This is a genomic window from Methyloversatilis sp. (assembly GCF_030698125.1).
Classification (GTDB): domain Bacteria; phylum Pseudomonadota; class Gammaproteobacteria; order Burkholderiales; family Rhodocyclaceae; genus Methyloversatilis.
This window is the reverse complement of sequence record NZ_JAUYNV010000018.1, coordinates 1-17,973: the sequence shown is the minus strand read 5'-3', so window position 1 is coordinate 17,973 and position 17,973 is coordinate 1. Positions and strand designations below refer to the sequence as shown.

Sequence of the window (17,973 nt, the reverse complement as noted above, 5' to 3'; positions counted from 1 at the left end):
CGGGCGTCGCCGATGACTGAGGTGGCCGCTCTCGCAGCCGACACCCTCGCGCTGACGAAGCAGCTGATCGCCCGGCCATCCATCACGCCGGACGACGCTGGCTGTCTCGACCTGATCGGTGCGCGGCTTGCCGCCATGGGCTTCAGGCTCGAACGCATGGACGCCGGCGGCGTGTCGAATCTGTGGGCGCGCCGCGGCGCGGAGGCGCCGGTGTTCTGCTTTGCCGGCCACACCGACGTCGTGCCGACCGGCCCGCTCGATCAGTGGCACAGCGATCCGTTCGTACCGGTCGTCCGTGACGGTCTGCTGATCGGGCGCGGTGCCGCCGACATGAAAGCCTCTCTGGCAGCGTTCGTGACCGCGACGGAAAGCTTCGTCGCCCGACAGCCGCAGCACGCCGGCTCGATCGCCTTCCTGCTCACGTCGGACGAAGAAGGCGAAGCGCTGCACGGGTCGGCGCATGTCGTGCGCACACTGGCAGCCCGCGGTGAGCGACTCGACTGGTGCGTGGTCGGCGAGCCGACCTCGGTCGACCGGCTGGGCGACATGGTGAAGAATGGCCGGCGCGGTTCGCTGTCGGGCGTGCTGACGGTGCGCGGCGTGCAGGGCCACATTGCCTACCCGCAGCTGGCGCGCAACCCGATCCATGCATTCGGCCCGGCACTGGCCGAACTGGCGGCCATGCGCTGGGACGACGGCAACGCGCACTTTCCGCCCACCAGCTGGCAGATGTCGAACATCAGCGCCGGCACGGGCGCGGGCAACATGATTCCCGGCACGCTGGAGGCGCGCTTCAACTTCCGCTTCTCGACCGCCAGCACACCGGCGTCGCTGCAGGCGCGCCTGACCGACGTGCTGGATCGCCACCGGGTCGACCACGACATCGCCTGGACACTCGGTGGCCTGCCTTATCTGACGCCAGCCGGCACCCTGGTGGATGCGGCACGCGCAGCGATCCGCGAGGTCACCGGTGTCGAGGCGACGCTGTCGACCACCGGCGGCACGTCGGACGGACGATTCATCGCCGATATCTGCTCGCAGGTGCTTGAAATCGGCCCCTGCAATGCGACCATCCATAAACTGAATGAAGCCGTTGCAGTGGCCGACCTCGAACCGCTGTCACGCATCCATCTCACCCTGCTCGACCGACTGATCGGTCACTGAAACCTGCCATGACTGTCACCGCCCCCCCCGAACTGAACACCGTGCGCGACTGGCTGCGCTACGCGGTCAGCCGCATGCGCGCGGCCGATGTCGCCTTCGGCCAGGGCTTTGTCGATGCCTATGACGAAGCCGCCTACCTCGTGCTGCACACGCTGCACCTGCCGCTCGACCGGCTGGAGCCCTTCCTCGACGCGCATCTGAGCGGCGCCGAATGCCGGGCGATCGCGCAGGTGCTCGACCGCCGCGTCACCGACCGCGAACCGGCCGCCTACATCACCGGCGAAGCCTGGCTGGGCCCGCTGCGCTTCAAGGTCGACCCGCGGGTCATCATTCCGCGTTCGCACATCTTCGAACTGATGCAGGACGGCTTCGAGCCCTGGCTGGACGACATGGGCGACGGTCCCGGCCATGTGCTCGACCTGTGCACCGGCTCGGGCTGCCTGGCTATCGCCGCGGCGCATTACTTCCCGGAGGCGCAGGTCGATGCCGTCGATCTGTCGGCCGATGCGCTCGAAGTAGCCGCATTGAATGTCGCGGAGCACGGTCTCGCAGACCGGGTGGCACTGCTGCACGGCGATCTGTTCGCCCCGCTCAAGGGGCGGCGCTACGACCTCATCCTGTCCAACCCACCCTATGTGACCGACGCCGCGATGGCCGCGCTGCCCGACGAATTCCTGCGCGAACCCGCGATGGCGCTTGGCGCCGGTGCAGACGGCATGGACATCGTGCGGCGCATCGTCGCCGACGCGCGCGCGCACCTGAATCCGGGCGGCCTGCTGCTGGTCGAGGTCGGCCGCAACCAGGCCGAAACCGAACAGGCGCTGCCCGACCTGCCTCTGGTCTGGCTCGACACGCCATCGGCCAGCGCACCGGTGTTCCTGCTGCGGGCCGAAGACCTCGGCTGATGTCCGGCCTGCCGACGCCTCCAGTCAAGCCGCCCGGCCGCACGCCGGGCGCGCTGTGGCGCCTGATCGCGCTGGCGGGTTTCGTCGTGCTGCTGGCACTCGGCCTGGCCGCACTGTCGTCGCGCAGCGACGTCGGCACGCTGCACAGCGAACTCGCCCCCGAAATCGCCCGGCTTCTGACGGCGCAGCGCACAGGCGAGATCGAGCAGCTGCTGCGCGGTCCGATCGAACGCGGTGTCATCACCGACGCGACCATCAGCGATGATCAAGGTGGCATTCTCCTGCGCATCGGCAATCCGGGTTCCGCCGACGAGGGCGTGCTGATCCGGGCCGACGGGCCGCTGCGGCACAAAACAGTACAGCTTGGCTGGCTGTCGATCGGCGCGCAGCAGACCGGCGCCCACTCACCGCTGCTCGCCCTCCTGCTGACCGCGGCCGCCCTCGGCGCGCTGTGCCTTCTGGTCATCCGGGGCGCGCGCCTGATGATGGAGCGCCGGCTTGCGCATTCGGTGAATGCACTGGCCTCGGCGACTCACGCACTGGCGGCCGGCACACCGCGGGCCGTCGCCGCGCTGCCCGCCGACGATGCGCTGGCACCGCTGGACGCAGCGCTGGCAGCAGCCGGCCAGACGCTCGAACGGGAGCGCGACCGCCTCACCGCGCAACGGGCACGGCTTGAACGGCTGGCGCTGTCGCACGACGAAGCGGAGTGGGAGTGGCAGCTCGACACCGGCGACATGTGGTACAGCGCACGCTTTCCATCGCTGCTCGGCTACGACGAGGACGACGGCTTCGGCCAGCAGTTCAACTGGACCACCGCAACCCATCCCGATGATGCGATCATCGTTCGCCGGGCGCGCGAGCGCCTCGTTGAGCGCGAGATCGAACGCAGCGACGACCCGATCCGCCTGCGCGCCCGCGACGGCACCTATCGCTGGTTCCGCCTGCGCGCGGTGGTCAGCCACGACACGACAGGCAAGGCGGTGCGCCTGTCCGGCACGCTCGAAGACGTGACGCGCGAGCGCATGACCCTCGATTCGCTGCGCGAAAGCGAGGCGCGGCTGTTCCACGCGGTACGTGGCTCATTCGATGGCGCATGGGACTGGGACATCGGCGCCGGCCGATACTTCCTGTCGCCGCGGCTGAGCGAGCTGCTCGGCATGCAGCAGTCGCTGCAGCCGCAAACCCACGAACAGCTGCTGGAAAGGGTGCATCCGGACGACTTGTCGCGGCTCGAACATGCGATCGACGAACACTTCCTGCGGCGCGAGTCATTCGACATCGAATACCGCATGCGGCACGAGGCGGGTCACTACCTGTGGGTGCGCGACCGCGGTCTGGCGACGCGCAGCGACAAGGGGAAGGTGCTGCGCTTCTCGGGGTCGATCACCGACATTACCGAACGCAAGCGTGCCGAACAGGCCACGCGCGCACTGGCCGCCGAAAAGCAGGCGCTGCTCGACGACGTGCCGGTCGCCATCGTGTACGCGCGCAACGGTCGCATCGCCGACTGCAATCGCCGCTGCGAAGAGATTTTCGCCTACCGGCGCGATGAACTGATCGGCAAAACCGTTGGCCGCTTCTTCCACGACGAAGACGATCTCGACGCCCTGCTGCACGGCGCCGCATCCAGCGCCCCGTCGCCGCACGCCCAGGAATCCGTCCTGCGCCGCAGCGACGGCAGCGCACTGCATGCCTACATTTCGGTGCGACAGCTCGACCACGATGTCCAGGCCGGTGGCGAGACGATCTGGATCTTTTCCGACGACACGGCCCGTCGGCGCGCCCTGGATGCGGCGCGGCGCGAGGAGAATTTCTCGGCCGCGCTGGTGCGCAGCATGCCCGGCGCCTTCTTCCTGCTCGACGCAACGGGCACGCTGCGCCGATGGAACGAGAACCTGCAGGCCATCACCGGTCTATCGGCGGCGGACCTGCTCGACAAGACAACGCTTGAGCTGTTTCCGCCCGAAAGCCACCGCCTGCTGAAGCGCCAGGCGCGCCGGGCACTGATCCAGCGCGACGCCAGTTTCGAAGCCGACCTGCTGGCGGCCGACGGCGAACCGCGTGCCCACGCCTTCAGCCTGTACCGCATCGACCTGGACGGCCTGCCGCACCTGCTCGGCACCGGACTCGACATCCGCGCGCAGAAAGATGCCGAACGCAGCGTGGTCGCACTGAACCAGCGCCTGGAAACCCGCGTGCGCGAACGCACGGCAGAACTGCTGACCGCCATGCGCGAGCTGGAAAGCTTCAGCTACTCGATCTCGCACGATCTGGCCGCGCCACTACGGGGCATCGACGGCTTTTCGCGCATGATCGAGGAAGACTATGCCGAAAAACTCGACGACCGCGGCCGCGACTATCTGCAGCGTATCCGCGCCGCCACCCAGCGCATGCACCGGCTGATCGACGATCTGCTCGGCCTGGCACGCATCACCCGCAATGAAATGAACCGGCAGAGCGTCGACGTCAGTGCACTGGCGCGTGACATTGCCGCAGAGCTGACGCGTGGCGAACCTCAACGACGGGCAGAATTCCTCATCCAGCCGTCGATGCGCGTGTATGCTGATGCGAATCTGCTGCGTATCGCAATGGATAATTTGTTGCGTAACGCATGGAAATTCACCGCTCGCCACGACACTGCACGCATCGAAGTCGGCAGCTTGCAGCGCGATCGGGAGCTCGTGTATTTTGTAAAAGATGACGGCGCAGGATTCGACATGCGATACGCATCCAAGCTTTTCGGGCCGTTCCAGCGTCTGCATTCAGTCGGCGACTTCACCGGCAGCGGGATCGGGCTTGCGATCGTGCATCGTGTGGTCCATCGGCACGGGGGACGGATATGGGCTGAAGCGGAAGTCGAACGCGGGGCATGCTTTTATTTCACGCTCGAGTCCGTTCCGACCGGAAACGGATGACCTTGGACTGGTTCTTATGGCAAGCGAACGCCCGATACTGCTGGTTGAAGACAATCCCGACGATGAAGCGCTGACGCTGCGGGCGTTCAACAAGAACCGCATCGCCAACGAAGTCATCGTGGCACGCGACGGTGTCGAGGCGCTCGACTATCTTTTCGGCACCGGCAGCCACGCGGGCCGTGACCTTTCCGTGGCACCGGCCGTCGTGTTGCTGGACCTGAAACTGCCCCGCGTCGACGGTCTCGAAGTGCTGCGCCGCGTACGCGCCGATGCCCGCACCAACCTGCTCCCGGTCGTCATCCTGACCACCTCGCGCGAGCAGCAGGACATCTACGAGGCCTACCAGCTCGGCGCCAACAGCTACATCCGCAAGCCGGTGGATTTCGAAAAGTTCATCTATGCCGTCGGCCAGCTCGGCCTGTACTGGCTGGTGCTGAACGAACCAGTCGATCCACCCGGAAACTGACGCGCATTCCAGAGACGGAATTCGCGTCAGCGTTCGTCAGCGACCGCATCGCGACAGGGTCCGCTCCTGCGAACGGCAACACCGTCGCGGTTTTCGCAGGAGCCGTCCCACGGTCGGCCCTGCATGGCCGACCGGCTCCACGGGCGGCGAGCCGTGCTCGCCGAAACCCCCGCTCCGCCCCCGCAGGCGATTCCGGTCTTCGAAAACGTGATGGTGCATGAGCAACGCGCGTATCGCGGACAGGGTCCGCTCCTGCGAAGGGCAAGCCGTCGCGGTGTTCGTAGGAGCCTGCCCCGCAGGCGATGCCGGTCTCCGATGACGCGACGCCGCGTGATCAACGCGCGGATCGCGGACAGGGTCCGCTCCTACGAACGGCAACACCATCGCGGTTTTCGCAGGAGCCGTCCCACGGTCGGCCCTGCATGGCCGACCGGCTCCACGGGCGGCGAGCCGTGCTCGCCGAAACCCCCGTTCCGCCCCTGCAGGCGATCCAGGTCTCCGATCACGTGACTTCGCGTGATCAAGGTGCCTATCGCGGACAGGGTCCGCTCCTGGAAGGGCAAGCACTGATACGGCTTTCGTGACGGGCCTTAGCAGCTCGCCCTGCACGGCCGGACACAAGGCTTCACGCCCGGCGCGAGCGCGCGATCTGTCGTGACAGCATGATCACCGGCAGCAATCCGACCGCGACGATGGTCAGCGCCGCCGTCGAGGCTTCCTGCAACCGTTCGTCGCTGGCCAGCGTGTAGGCCTGGGTGGCCAGGGTATCGAAGTTGAACGGACGCATGACCAGCGTGGCCGGCAGTTCCTTCATCACATCGACGAACACCAGCAGCGCGGCGGTCAGCAGGCTGCCGCGCAACATCGGCCAGTGCACGCGGCGCAGTGTGGCACCGGCGCCCAGCCCGAGGCTGCGCGCCGCCTCGTCCATGCTGGGCGTGATGCGCGCCAGACCGGATTCGACCGACTGCAGCGACACGGTCAGGAAGCGCGCCAGATAGGCATAGATCAGCGCACCGACGCCGCCGGTCAGCAGCAGGCCCGGGTTGCTGCCGGTCCACTGCAGCCACAGCCCGGACAGCACATGATCGAGCCGGGTGACCGGAATCAGGATGCCGACCGCGATCACCGCACCCGGCACGGCGTAGCCGAGGCCGACCACCGAACGCGCCAGCGCGACCATGCGCGAGCGGCTGCTGCGCGCGGCATAGGCCAGCAGCAGCGCCAGCGCCACGGCCAGGACGCTGGCGACGGCGGCCAGCGTGAAACTGTTCGCCGCGAGACGGATGAAGCGCTGACCGAACTGCGCATCCCCTTCGGACATCGCCCAGCTCAGCAGCACACCGGCCGGCACGATGAATCCGGCAGCCAGCGGCAAAAGGCACAACCCGGTGACCAGCCAGCCGGCACCCCGGCCCAGCGTGTGGCGACGGGCACTGGCGCCGGCACGACCGCTGTCATTGAAGCGCGCTGCGCCGCGCGTGAGCCGCTCTACCAGCAACAGCGTGGCGACGAAACCCAGCAGCACTGCGGCCAGCTGGGCCGCGGCGACACGATCGCCGAGCGAAAACCAGGCACGGTAGATGCCGGTGGTGAAGGTCTGCACGCCGAAATAGCTCACCGCGCCGTAATCGGCCAGCGTTTCCATCAGCGCCAGCGACACGCCGGCCACGATGGCCGGGCGCGCCAGCGGCAGCGACACGCGGAAGAACGCCGCCCAGGCGCCCTGCCCCAGCATGCGCGCGGCTTCGGTCAGGCCGGCTGCCCGTTCGAGCAGCGATTGCCGGGTCAGCAGATAGACATAGGGGTAGAGCACCGCAATGAACATGCAGGCGGCGCCGCCGGTCGTGCGGACATCGGGAAACCAGTAGTCGCCGCGTTCCCAGCCGAAGGTGTCGCGCAGCGCGGTCTGCACCGGGCCGACGAACTGCAGAAGGTCGGTGTAGGTATAGGCCATCACGTAGGCGGGGGTGGCCAGCGGCAGCACCAGCGCCCAATCCAGCACGCGCCGGCCCGGAAACTCCCACATCACGCTGGCCCAGGCGGTCGACACCCCGATCAGCGCGGTACCCAGACCGACCCACAGACACAGCCAGAGGGTACTGGCGACGTATTCCGGCAGCACCGTCGAGGCCAGATGCGCCCAGGTATCGGAGGTACCGCCGTGCAGCAGGTTGACCAGCACCGAAATGACCGGCGCCGCCACGAGCAGCGCAAGCAGCAGTGCGATCAGCGACAGCAGAGAGAGGCGACGCAGGTGCAAGGGGCGGTGTGTTGTGCGTGCAGGGGGCACTCCCGGAACAGACGATGCGCCGGGAGCGGATTCGCGGCATTATAATTGAGAGCTATTATCGATATCGGCCGGAAGCGGGTTTTTCCGCGTGACGGCATTCAGACTGCGATGCCATGCCACAACTAGTGCTTGATTCCGTCCGGATCGCCTACGGCCATACCGGAGTAGTACACGACCTTTCGCTGAGTCTGGCGCGCGGCCGCATCGGTTGCCTGCTCGGTCCGTCCGGCTGCGGCAAGACCTCGGTGCTGCGCGCCATCGCCGGCTTCGAGCCGCTGCAGGGCGGAACCATCGCGATCAACGGCGAAATCGTGTCGTCGGCCAGCACCCATCGCGCGCCCGAACGCAGGCGTGTCGGCATGGTGTTCCAGGACTTTGCACTGTTCCCGCATCTGAGCGTGGCCGACAACGTCGCCTTCGGTCTGACCGAAGGTTCGCGTGCCGCGCGGCGCGCACGCGCAGAAGAGATGCTGGCGGTGGTCGGGCTGGCGGATCACGCGGACAAGTTTCCGCACCAGCTGTCGGGTGGCCAGCAGCAGCGCGTGGCGCTGGCGCGCGCGCTGGCGCCTGACCCGGAACTGCTGCTGCTGGACGAGCCGTTCTCGAGCCTGGATGTCGAGCTGCGTTCCCGCCTGGCCATCGAACTGCGCGACATCCTGAAGGAACGCGGCATCACCGCGATTCTCGTCACGCACGACCAGCAGGAAGCGTTCGTGATCGCCGACGAAATCGGCGTGATGCAGGCCGGCCGCCTCCAGCAATGGGACAGCGCCTACAACCTCTATCACCGGCCGGAAAGCCGCTTCGTGGCCGATTTCGTCGGCCAGGGCGTATTCCTGCCCGGCCGGCTGCGCAGCGACAACGAGGTGGAACTGGAACTGGGCATCCTGCGCAGCGAGTTTCCGTTCGCCTGCGAAGACGATTGCCCGCGCTGCATGGCCGACAGTCAGGTCGATGTGCTGCTGCGACCGGACGATCTGGTGCATGACGACGCTGCACTGCTGCGCGCCGAGGTGCTCGCAAAATCCTTCCGCGGCGCGGAGTTCCTGTACACCCTGCGGCTGGCGTCGGGCCGGCGGGTGCTGTCGCTGGTGCCGTCGCACCACAACCACGCGATCGGCGAATTCATCGGCATCCGGCTCGACGCCGACCACGTGGTCGCCTTCCGTCACCCGGAAACGGCCACGGACCATCCGTGATCCCCTGGCTCGAACCCGGCGCCCCGTTTCCGCCGGTCGAACGGGCGCTGCGCGAACCCGACGGACTGCTCGCCGCCGGCCTCGAACTGACGCCGGACCGCATACTGGACGCCTACCGCCGGGGCATTTTTCCGTGGTTTTCCGAAGGCCAGCCCGTGTTGTGGTGGAGTCCGGATCCGCGCATGGTGCTGGCGCCGTCCGAAATCCGCATCACACGCTCGATGCTCAAGGTGTTGCGCAACCGGCCGTATGAGGTGCGGTGCGACAGCGCGTTCGAGGCGGTCATGCATGCGTGCGCCGCGCCGCGCGACGGGCAGGCCGGCACCTGGATCAGCGACGAAATGATCGAGGCCTACACCGCACTGCACGAGCGCGGCTACGCGCACAGTGTCGAAACCTGGATCGACGGCCGGCTGGCCGGCGGGCTGTACGGCATGGCGATCGGCCGCATGTTCTACGGCGAATCGATGTTCTCGACCGAGCGCGACGCGTCCAAGATTGCGCTCGTTCATCTGGCGCGCTATCTTGAAACGCGGGGGTTCGGGCTGATCGACTGCCAGATGAACACCGGCCACCTGGGCAGCATGGGTGGTCGTGAAATACCGCGGCGCGAATTCTGCCGCGTCATGGCACAGTGCATCGCTGACGGGCCGAAGCCCGGACGCTGGCCGACTGACCTGATTACACCTTACTTCCGTACCTGAATCCGTTCGACGCGATGGCGCTTCTCAAGGACCTTCCATTCACCTCGCTGCAGTTCTACGCCACGGCACCGTACGCCTGCTCGTACCTGCCGGGGCGCACCGCGCGCTCGCAGGTGGCGACACCGTCGAACCTGATCGATGCCCACCTCTACAGCGATCTGGTGCGGACCGGATTCCGGCGCAGCGGCGTGTTCACCTACCGCCCCTACTGCGACGCCTGCCGCGCCTGCACGCCAGTGCGCGTGCGGGTGAATGAATTCAGGTCCACGCGCAGCCAGCGCCGCGCACTGACCCATCACGCAAACCTGCAAACGCGCGAAGCGCCACTCGCCTTCCGCGACGAACACTACGACCTTTACCAGCGCTACCAGTCGAGCCGGCACAGCGGCGGCGGCATGGATCAGGATTCGCGCGAACAGTATTCGCACTTCCTGCTGCAGAGCCACGTCGATACGCGGCTGATCGAATTCCGCGAAGGTCATGCCACCGATGGCCCGCTGCGCATCGTCAGCATCGTCGACATCCTCGATGACGGCCTGTCATCGGTGTACACCTATTACGACCCCGATGTGCCGGGCGCCAGCTACGGCACCTTCAACATCCTGTGGCAGATCGATCTGGCACGCCTGCTCGGCTTGAGCTACCTCTATCTCGGCTACTGGATAGAAGACAGCCCGAAGATGGCCTACAAGTCGCGTTTCCAGCCGCTCGAAGGTCGCGTGAACGGCAACTGGCGCCTGCTCGACGACCTCTCTCCCGAATAAGGACGGCCGCTGGATTGCCGTCCGCTTCCACTTACGGCGTCCATTTCCTGCGCCTGTTTTCCGGATTTTTCCCATGCTTTATCCGCTGCTGCGGCCGCTGCTGTTTTCACTCGACGCCGAACGCGCCCACGACCTGACGCTGGGCACGCTCGCGCGCGCACCTTCGCTGATTCCGGCGCAGCACCTGCCGGCCCGGCCGGTGCAGTGCATGGGCCTGACCTTTCCGAATCCGGTCGGACTGGCCGCCGGGCTGGACAAGAACGGCGCCGCGATCGACGGGCTCGCCCGGCTCGGTTTCGGCTTCATCGAAATCGGAACGATCACGCCGCGCCCGCAGCCGGGCAACCCCAAGCCGCGCATGTTCCGACTGCCGGCTGCGCAGGGCATCATCAATCGCATGGGCTTCAACAACCTCGGGCTGGACGTACTGATCGCCAATGTCGAACGGTCGCGCTACGTGCGCGACGGCGGCATCCTCGGCATCAACATCGGCAAGAACGCCGACACGCCGATCGAGCGTGCCGTCGATGACTACCTGATCGGCCTGCGCGGCGCGCACGCCCACGCGAGCTACATCACGGTCAACATTTCCAGCCCCAACACGAAAAATCTGCGCCAGCTGCAAGGCAGTGACGAATTGAACGCGCTGCTCGGCGCGCTCGACACCGAGCGGAAGACACTGGATGCCGGGGCCGGCCGGCGCGTGCCACTGGCGCTGAAGATCGCGCCCGACCTCGACGAGGCGCAGATTGATGCCATCGCCGATGCCGCGGTGCGCCACCACATCGACGCACTGATCGCGACCAATACCACGCTGTCGCGAGAAGGCGTCGAAACGCTGCCGCACGGTGCGGAAACCGGCGGCCTGTCCGGCGCGCCGGTACGCAGCCGCTCCACTGCCGTGCTGGCCGCACTGTCGCAGCGGCTGGCCGGCCGCGTGGCGCTGATCGGCGTCGGCGGCATCACCGAAGGCCACCATGCGCGCGAAAAAATCGACGCCGGCGCGCAGCTGGTACAGCTCTACAGCGGCCTGATCTATCGCGGTCCGGCACTGGTGGCCGAGGCGGCGGCAGCGCTGCGCTGACGCCATCACAACCGGGAGTTTTTCCCGAGCGCGGCGTTCGCGATCCGTGTCGTCCGGCAGCTCCAGCCCACATCCAGTCGCCCTCTGCGGCACGCCGACGGTCCGCCGCGCACGGATGCGAGCGCATCACAAGCGCGGCCAATTGAAGTAAAGTCCGCGGCTGCCTCGCAGTTCGACGCTTTCGACACGCCCGGGCCCTGTCTGCACGCAACAGATGAATCCAGACTCGCTTCTTCGCCCGCCCTACATCGCCTATTTCCGGGATTTTTCCGGCCTGCGCTCACCGTTCTGGATTGCGGCGCTGGTCCTGTCCGTCCTGTTTCATGCGTATGTCGTGTGGCAGGCGTCGCGCTACACCCCCGAACCGCCCGATGTCGAGGAAGTCCGGGTCGATGTGCGCATGGTCGAGCCGCCCCCGCCTCCTCCGCCCCCCCCACCGCCGGTAGTGGTCGTGCCGCCGCCCCCACCGCCACCGCCGCCAAAGCCGCTCCCCAAGCCGCCGAAGGAGCTGCCGCGCCAGCCGCCACCGCCAGTGCTCGCCGCGCCGCAGGCCCCGGCAGCGCCCGAGGAGCGCGTGGTGCCCGTGCAGCCCGAGCCGGCGCCGCTGCCGCCTATCGACGTGCCGCCACCGCCTCCTGCGCCCCCGGCTCCGCCGCCACCGGTTGCGGTGCCGCCCGTTCCGGCCGCGCCGGTCGAAAATCTGGATGCGCTGATAAGCGGATTCGGGCGCGATCTGTCGCGTGCCTTCGAAGCGAACAAGGTCTATCCGCGTGTCGCACAGATGCGCAACATCCAGGGCAAGCTCAAGCTGAAGTTCGTTTTTGCGAACGGCGAGCTGACGGACGTCACGGTCGCGGAAAGCAGCGGACAGAAGTTGCTGGACGACGCCGCCCTCGCCGCCGGGCGCAAGCTCGAGCTGCCGGCACTGCTCGGCCGGCTGTCGCGCGAGCCCTTCAGCATCGTGCTGCCGGTCGACTACAGCCTCAAGTGACGGTGCAGCCTCAAACCCGGTAGTAGTCGCGATACCAGCGCACGAAGCGCGCCACGCCTTCGCCGATCGGTGTGCCCGGCATGAAGCCGGTCCACTCGGTCAGTTCCGACACGTCGGCATAGGTCGCCGGTACATCGCCCGGCTGCATCGGCAGCAGATTCTTCTGCGCCGTGACACCGGTCGCCTCCTCGATGGCTGCGATGAAATCCATCAGCAGCACCGGCCCCTGATTGCCGATGTTGAACACCCGGTAAGGCGCACGTGAATGGCCCGGATGCGGCGCCAGCGGATCGAATGACGGATCCGCTTCGGCGGTGTGGTCAAGCGTGCGGATGACCCCTTCGGCGATATCGTCGACGTACGTGAAGTCGCGCTGCATCCGTCCGTGATTGAACACATCAATCGGCCGGCCTTCGAGAATGGCGCGGGTGAACAAAAACAGCGCCATGTCCGGGCGGCCCCACGGCCCGTACACCGTGAAGAAGCGCAGTCCGGTCGTCGGCAGGCCGTACAGGTGGCTGTAGGTGTGCGCCATCAGCTCGTTGGCCTTCTTGGTCGCGGCATACAGGCTGACCGGGTGATCGACGCTGTCGGCTTCCGAAAACGGCATCTTCTCGTTGCCGCCATAGACGCTGGAACTGCTGGCATAGACCAGATGCGCGACGCCGGCGTGCCGACAACCTTCGAGCACGTTCATGAAGCCGACGATGTTGGCGTCGATGTAGGCATCCGGATTCTGCAGCGAATAGCGCACGCCGGCCTGGGCGGCCAGATGCACGACGCGATCGAAGCCCTCCGCCGCGAACAGTGCTGCCATGCCCGGGCGGTCCTCGACGCCCATCTTCACGAAGCGGAACGCCGGATGCGGCGTCAGCCGCGCCAGCCGGGCTTCCTTCAGCCGCACGTCGTAGTAGTCGTTCAGGTTGTCCAGCCCGACCACCTCGTCGCCGCGTTCGAGCAGGCGCTGCGCGACATGCATGCCGATGAAACCGGCTGCGCCGGTCAGAAGGACTTTCATCAGCGTGCGCTCACGGCCTGCCGATCGCCGAGTACTCGATGCCGAAGCTGCGCGGCACGTCCGGTTCGTACAGATTGCGCCCGTCGAAGATCACCGGCTGCTTGAGCATCGTGCGGATCCGTTCGAAATCCGGGCTGCGGAATTCCTTCCACTCGGTCACGATCACCAGCGCGTCAGCCCCTTCCAGCGCGTCCATCGGCTTGTCGGCGTAGGTCAGCCGCGGCTCATCACCGTAAATGCGCTGTGTCTCCGTCATCGCGACCGGGTCGTACGCGGTCACCGTGGCACCCCGACTGAACAGCTCGCCGATGATCACCCGGCTCGGTGCTTCGCGCATGTCGTCGGTGTTCGGCTTGAACGCCAGGCCCCACAGCGCGAAGCGACGACCCGACAGGTCTTCGCCGAATCTCGCGACGATCTTGTCGACCAGCACCATCTTCTGCGCATCGTTGGCGTCTTCGACCGCCTGCAGCACCTTCAGGTCCTGACCCGCATCACGCGCAGTGCGGATCAGCGCCTTCACGTCCTTCGGGAAGCAGCTGCCGCCGTAGCCGCAGCCGGCGTACAGGAAGTGGTAGCCGATGCGCGGGTCACTGCCGATGCCCTGGCGCACCATTTCGATGTCCGCGCCCATGCGGTCGGCCAGCAGCGCCAGCTCGTTCATGAAGCTGATCCGCGTGGCCAGCATCGCGTTGGCCGCGTACTTGGTCAGTTCGGCGCTGCGCACGTCCATCACCACCAGCTTGTCGCGGTTGCGCTGGAACGGCGCGTACAGCGCGCGCATCAGATGAATCGCGCGATCGTCGTCGGCGCCGACGACGATGCGGTCCGGCCGCATGAAGTCTTCCACCGCAGCACCTTCCTTCAGGAACTCCGGGTTGGACACCACGGCGAATTCCATGTCCTGGCCGCGCTTGCCCAACTCGTCGGCGATCGCCGCCTTGACCTTGTCGGCCGTGCCCACCGGCACCGTGCTCTTGTCGACCACCACCTTGTAGTCGGTCATCAGCCGGCCGATGTTGCGCGCCGCCGCCAGCACGTACTGCAGGTCGGCCGAGCCGTCTTCGTCCGGCGGCGTGCCCACGGCGATGAACTGGATCGTGCCGAAGCGCACTGCCTCGGCCACGTCGGTCGTGAAGTGCAGACGCCCGGCTTCCACGTTTCGCGCCACCACCGCATCGAGCCCCGGCTCATGGATCGGAATGCCACCCTCTTTCAGGATGCGGATCTTCTCCGGATCAAGGTCCAGGCACAGCACGTCGTTGCCCATCTCGGCCATGCAGGCCCCGGACACAAGGCCCACGTAGCCGGTGCCGATTACGGTGATTTTCATTCAGGACATCCGGCAAAAAATAAAATCGTTTGCAAATCAACAGGTGACGCGGTCATTCGGCGTCGAGCGCGGCCAGCAGCGCCTGCAACGTCGCTTCGCCCAGCCGCCTGCTGCGCGCCGCGGACCAGCCGAACAGCCCGTCCGGCAGGTTGGCGTTGTCCTTGAACGGCATTTCGAGCGTCAGCGACAGGCACCCGAACTGGTCAAACACCCATTTCGAAGCCAGCGTCAGCATGTCGTCGCTGAAGCGATCCGGCGCATAACCCCGCTCGGTCTGGAAGTCCGGCGTCACCGCACGCAAGGTGTCCGAAAAACGCAGTTCGGTCCGGGCGTGTGCATCGGTGAAGCCCGGCACCATACCGTTGCCGTCGATAAAGACGAACGGTAGTGTCTCGTCGCCGTGGATGTCGAGGAATACGTCTACACCGGTTGCCAGCATGCGCGCCCTGACCAGCGCTACTTCCGGGCTGTCGGCCATGTCCGGCTCGCGCCAGGCACGGTTCAGGTTGACGCCGCGCGCGTTGGTGCGCAGATTGCCGCGCACCGAACCGTCCGGATTCATGTTCGGCACGACGAAGAAGCAGGCGCGCTCCAACAGCCGGCGCGACACCGGGTCGGACGTGTCGTACAGCCGATCCAGCAGCCCTTCGACGAAAAACTCCGCCATGGTTTCACCCGGATGTTGCCGGGCAATGACCCAGATCCTGCGCTTGCCGGGCGCCGCACGGCCGATCGTGATCAGATTCAGGTCGCGCCCGTCCGGTGTGGCGCCGAGGTCGCTGACCGTGGCCACCGGCGAGGCATCTGCGGTGCCGAGCAGGTCGAGGTGGCGTTCCCACGGGAAGGGTTCGAAGTAGGCGAAATAGACGCTGTCGAAATCCGGCGTCAGGCTGAATACATAGTGCTGGCCGTCGTAATGGCCTGACTGCAGGCGGAACCAGTTGCGCCGGTCGTAGGACGCCACCACGCGGTAGCCCTCCCAACCGCCTGGAAAGGTGGCCTGCCCGGCATTCTCGAACACCAGCGTGCAGACCTGCGCGCGCGCGCCCTGCAGGCGGAAGTGAAACCACTGACGGACGTCGGCCGCATTGTCGTCGCGCAGCCGGAGTCGGATATTCGAAGGGTTCGATGCATCGACGACCTCGATGGCGCCGCTGTCGAACTGGCTGCTTATTCTGATCAAGAGTGCGCTCCAAAGTGATCCGCGGACGAGTATACCGGCCGGCTCGCCGGCCCGGCTTGGTAGAATCCGCGCTCAGCTTCCGGACCCCGATATGAAACGCACCCGATTTTCCCGCCGTGGCGGCCTTGGCCAGGACGCCGCCCAGCTCACCCGTCTCGCCGACGGACTGGCGTTGTCTGCCAGTCGTGTCGAAGACCGCTATTGGGAGTCGCGACTGACCGAACTGGTGGCCCGCCTGCTGGCCGACCGCAACGAAGAAACGCTCAGTGGCGCGCTCGATCATCTGTGGAAGGACAATCCGGCCGCCTATGACGAACTGGCCGACGCGATCGAGGCCGGCGTCGAATGCGGCCTGCCCGGCAAGACTGCGCAGGACTGGGACGCGGTCGTGTTCACCGCCCCGCTGCTTGCGTGGTCGCGCTTTTCCATTCCGGCCGGTCCGATCGCCGCGCCTCTGCTCGAGACGCTGCGCACCCAGCTCGGTGCTCACGTGATGAGTGCACACGCAAAGATCGCACTGGCTGATTACCTGTTCAGCCCCGATCAACTGCCGCGCGGCTATGTCGAAGCGCGCGACCTGAGCGACGATCTGGGCGAAGCGGCGCTCGCCGGTACCGACCTGAAACTCGAAACCGAATCGATGGGTGAAACCAGCAGCTTCCTGTCCGACACCCGCTACCTGATCGGTATCGCGATTGCACCGCGCGGCGCGGCGCTGTTCCGCTGGCAGGAAGCCGACGGTGCGCGCGAAGATGCGGTCAAGCAGTGGCAGACCCAGGGCGCTGCGGCACTGGCACCGATGATGCAGGGCTGCGCCTTCGAACTGCTCGCGCCGAATGCCTTCCATACCGCCTGCCGCGACGCCGATCGTGCCTCGCGTGCCTATTCGCTGCACGCCTCGGTGTCGTTCCTCGAAGGCGCGCTGAACATGAAGGCGAGCGGATTGCGCGCCATCATTGCGCCCTTCCACGACCAGCAGCTCGAGGAATACCGCATCAGTTTCACCGTCGGCGAGTCGACCGAAGTCGTGCATGGCGTGGTGTGGGCACTGCTCGGTGCAGAGGACGAGGAAAGCGACATCGTCGGCGAGATCGAAGGCGTGCTGCGCAGCTGCGGGGTGACCGACATCCTTGTGCTCGACCACCGCATGCCCATGGAGTACTGCGACGACTGCGGCGCCCCGATGTACGCCGATGCCGACGGCCAGCCGGTGCACGCCGGTCTGCCGGAAGACGGCGAACAGGCACCTTCGCACCTGCATTGAACGCCCTTGCATTGATGGCGGTGCCTGCCCCGATGGGGTGGTCATCGCCACCCCGGTCGTACCCTTTCTTTCCCGTCTGAAGCCATGTCGCTCGAAACCGAGGTCGCCCGCCGGCGCACCTTTGCCATGCCATCGCTCGCCGCCGTTCCGTGAGTCAGCAGGAACAAAGAAGCTACGATTCCGGACTTGCTCTCGTCGTTCGCGAAGGCGAAAAATCCGCCATAAGCCAAGGTTCCCGATCTGATGAGCGCGTTCGAACGCGCGGCGGGGGCAGCGCCGGGAATGCTGCGGACAGTTCGCATTACGCCGGGCAGAGGGCTTTACCACGCCCAACGGGCCGTCAGATCGCAGCCAAGGCCCCAGTCCCCGAGGACACGCAGTAACGCGACGTGATGTATGCAGCCGACTCAGAACGGAACGTTGGCATCGAGCATCGCTGGCGCGATTTCATCCGAGGCCGAGAACACCCGCTGGATTTCTTTGAGCTTTTCGAGCAACTCGTCGAAGGTGACGACGGTCACGTCCTTCGTCGAGTTCCGGAAAAGCTCTAGGGTCTGTTCTCAATTATGCCAACCAGACGAATGCGCAAGCGAGATGAACGAAGGACAGGAAGGACTGAGCGAGTTTGTCGTATCGCGTGGCGATGCGTCTGAATTGCTTGATGCGGTTGAAGAAGCGCTCGACCAG

The 17,973-nt window shown here is 66.3% G+C and carries 15 protein-coding genes; 10 read left to right on the top strand and 5 right to left on the bottom strand.

Going from position 1 to position 17,973, the window contains the following annotated elements:
• The first annotated feature begins 12 nt into the window (after positions 1-12).
• From dapE to Q8Q80_RS07965, 4 genes are read left to right on the top strand one after another with little or no spacing between them, the layout of a single operon-like run.
• Positions 13-1,164: a succinyl-diaminopimelate desuccinylase gene (gene dapE, locus Q8Q80_RS07980; RefSeq protein WP_305632399.1), complete on the top strand. Its 1,152-nt coding sequence runs from the start codon at positions 13-15 to the stop codon at positions 1,162-1,164.
• Between the two features lie 8 nt (positions 1,165-1,172).
• Positions 1,173-2,069, top strand: a complete 897-nt coding sequence (prmB, locus tag Q8Q80_RS07975; protein WP_305632398.1) for a 50S ribosomal protein L3 N(5)-glutamine methyltransferase — start codon at positions 1,173-1,175, stop codon at positions 2,067-2,069.
• On the top strand, positions 2,069-4,987 hold the full coding sequence (locus Q8Q80_RS07970) for a PAS domain-containing protein (RefSeq protein ID WP_305632397.1): 2,919 nt from the start codon (positions 2,069-2,071) through the stop codon (positions 4,985-4,987). The genes prmB and Q8Q80_RS07970 overlap by 1 nt, the downstream gene beginning before the upstream one ends.
• Before the next feature lie 16 nt (positions 4,988-5,003).
• On the top strand, positions 5,004-5,453 hold the full coding sequence (locus Q8Q80_RS07965; protein ID WP_305632396.1) for a response regulator: 450 nt from the start codon (positions 5,004-5,006) through the stop codon (positions 5,451-5,453).
• Positions 5,454-6,078: 625 nt separating this feature from the next.
• Here Q8Q80_RS07965 and Q8Q80_RS07960 read toward each other — a convergent pair.
• Positions 6,079-7,716, bottom strand: a complete 1,638-nt coding sequence (locus Q8Q80_RS07960) for an iron ABC transporter permease (protein WP_305632395.1) — start codon at positions 7,714-7,716, stop codon at positions 6,079-6,081.
• A gap of 143 nt (positions 7,717-7,859) precedes the next feature.
• Here Q8Q80_RS07960 and Q8Q80_RS19805 point away from each other — a divergent pair, with 143 nt between their 5' ends.
• The 5 genes from Q8Q80_RS19805 (at position 7,860) to Q8Q80_RS07930 (ending at position 12,488) form a co-directional block, all read left to right on the top strand.
• On the top strand, positions 7,860-8,945 hold the full coding sequence (locus Q8Q80_RS19805; protein ID WP_371132722.1) for an ABC transporter ATP-binding protein: 1,086 nt from the start codon (positions 7,860-7,862) through the stop codon (positions 8,943-8,945).
• Complete coding sequence (aat, locus tag Q8Q80_RS07945) at positions 8,942-9,649, top strand: leucyl/phenylalanyl-tRNA--protein transferase (RefSeq protein ID WP_305632394.1); 708 nt, start codon at positions 8,942-8,944, stop codon at positions 9,647-9,649. The genes Q8Q80_RS19805 and aat overlap by 4 nt, the downstream gene beginning before the upstream one ends.
• 14 nt (positions 9,650-9,663) lie before the next feature.
• The gene (locus Q8Q80_RS07940; RefSeq protein WP_305632393.1) at positions 9,664-10,413 is read left to right on the top strand and encodes an arginyltransferase; all 750 of its coding nucleotides are present in this window, start codon (positions 9,664-9,666) and stop codon (positions 10,411-10,413) included.
• Between the two features lie 73 nt (positions 10,414-10,486).
• Positions 10,487-11,497, top strand: a complete 1,011-nt coding sequence (locus tag Q8Q80_RS07935; RefSeq protein ID WP_305632392.1) for a quinone-dependent dihydroorotate dehydrogenase — start codon at positions 10,487-10,489, stop codon at positions 11,495-11,497.
• 214 nt (positions 11,498-11,711) lie between these two features.
• A complete protein-coding gene (locus Q8Q80_RS07930) occupies positions 11,712-12,488 on the top strand; it encodes an energy transducer TonB (RefSeq protein ID WP_305632391.1) in 777 nt (258 codons plus the stop codon).
• A gap of 10 nt (positions 12,489-12,498) precedes the next feature.
• Here the strand turns inward: Q8Q80_RS07930 and Q8Q80_RS07925 are convergent, their stop codons facing one another.
• From Q8Q80_RS07925 to Q8Q80_RS07915, 3 genes are read right to left on the bottom strand one after another with little or no spacing between them, the layout of a single operon-like run.
• Complete coding sequence (locus tag Q8Q80_RS07925) at positions 12,499-13,506, bottom strand: NAD-dependent epimerase (protein WP_305632390.1); 1,008 nt, start codon at positions 13,504-13,506, stop codon at positions 12,499-12,501.
• 10 nt (positions 13,507-13,516) lie between these two features.
• On the bottom strand, positions 13,517-14,839 hold the full coding sequence (locus tag Q8Q80_RS07920) for a UDP-glucose/GDP-mannose dehydrogenase family protein (RefSeq protein ID WP_305632389.1): 1,323 nt from the start codon (positions 14,837-14,839) through the stop codon (positions 13,517-13,519).
• A gap of 52 nt (positions 14,840-14,891) precedes the next feature.
• Positions 14,892-16,022, bottom strand: coding sequence for a M14-type cytosolic carboxypeptidase (locus Q8Q80_RS07915; protein WP_305632388.1), 1,131 nt, complete (start codon positions 16,020-16,022; stop codon positions 14,892-14,894).
• A gap of 91 nt (positions 16,023-16,113) precedes the next feature.
• Here Q8Q80_RS07915 and Q8Q80_RS07910 point away from each other — a divergent pair, with 91 nt between their 5' ends.
• Entirely contained in the window at positions 16,114-17,286 is a 1,173-nt protein-coding gene (locus Q8Q80_RS07910) for a DUF2863 family protein (RefSeq protein WP_305632387.1), read from the top strand.
• A 564-nt stretch (positions 17,287-17,850) separates the two neighbouring features.
• Here the strand turns inward: Q8Q80_RS07910 and Q8Q80_RS07905 are convergent.
• Positions 17,851-17,973, bottom strand: a 123-nt coding sequence (locus tag Q8Q80_RS07905; RefSeq protein ID WP_305632406.1) for a transposase, incomplete at its 5' end; no start/stop codon positions are given.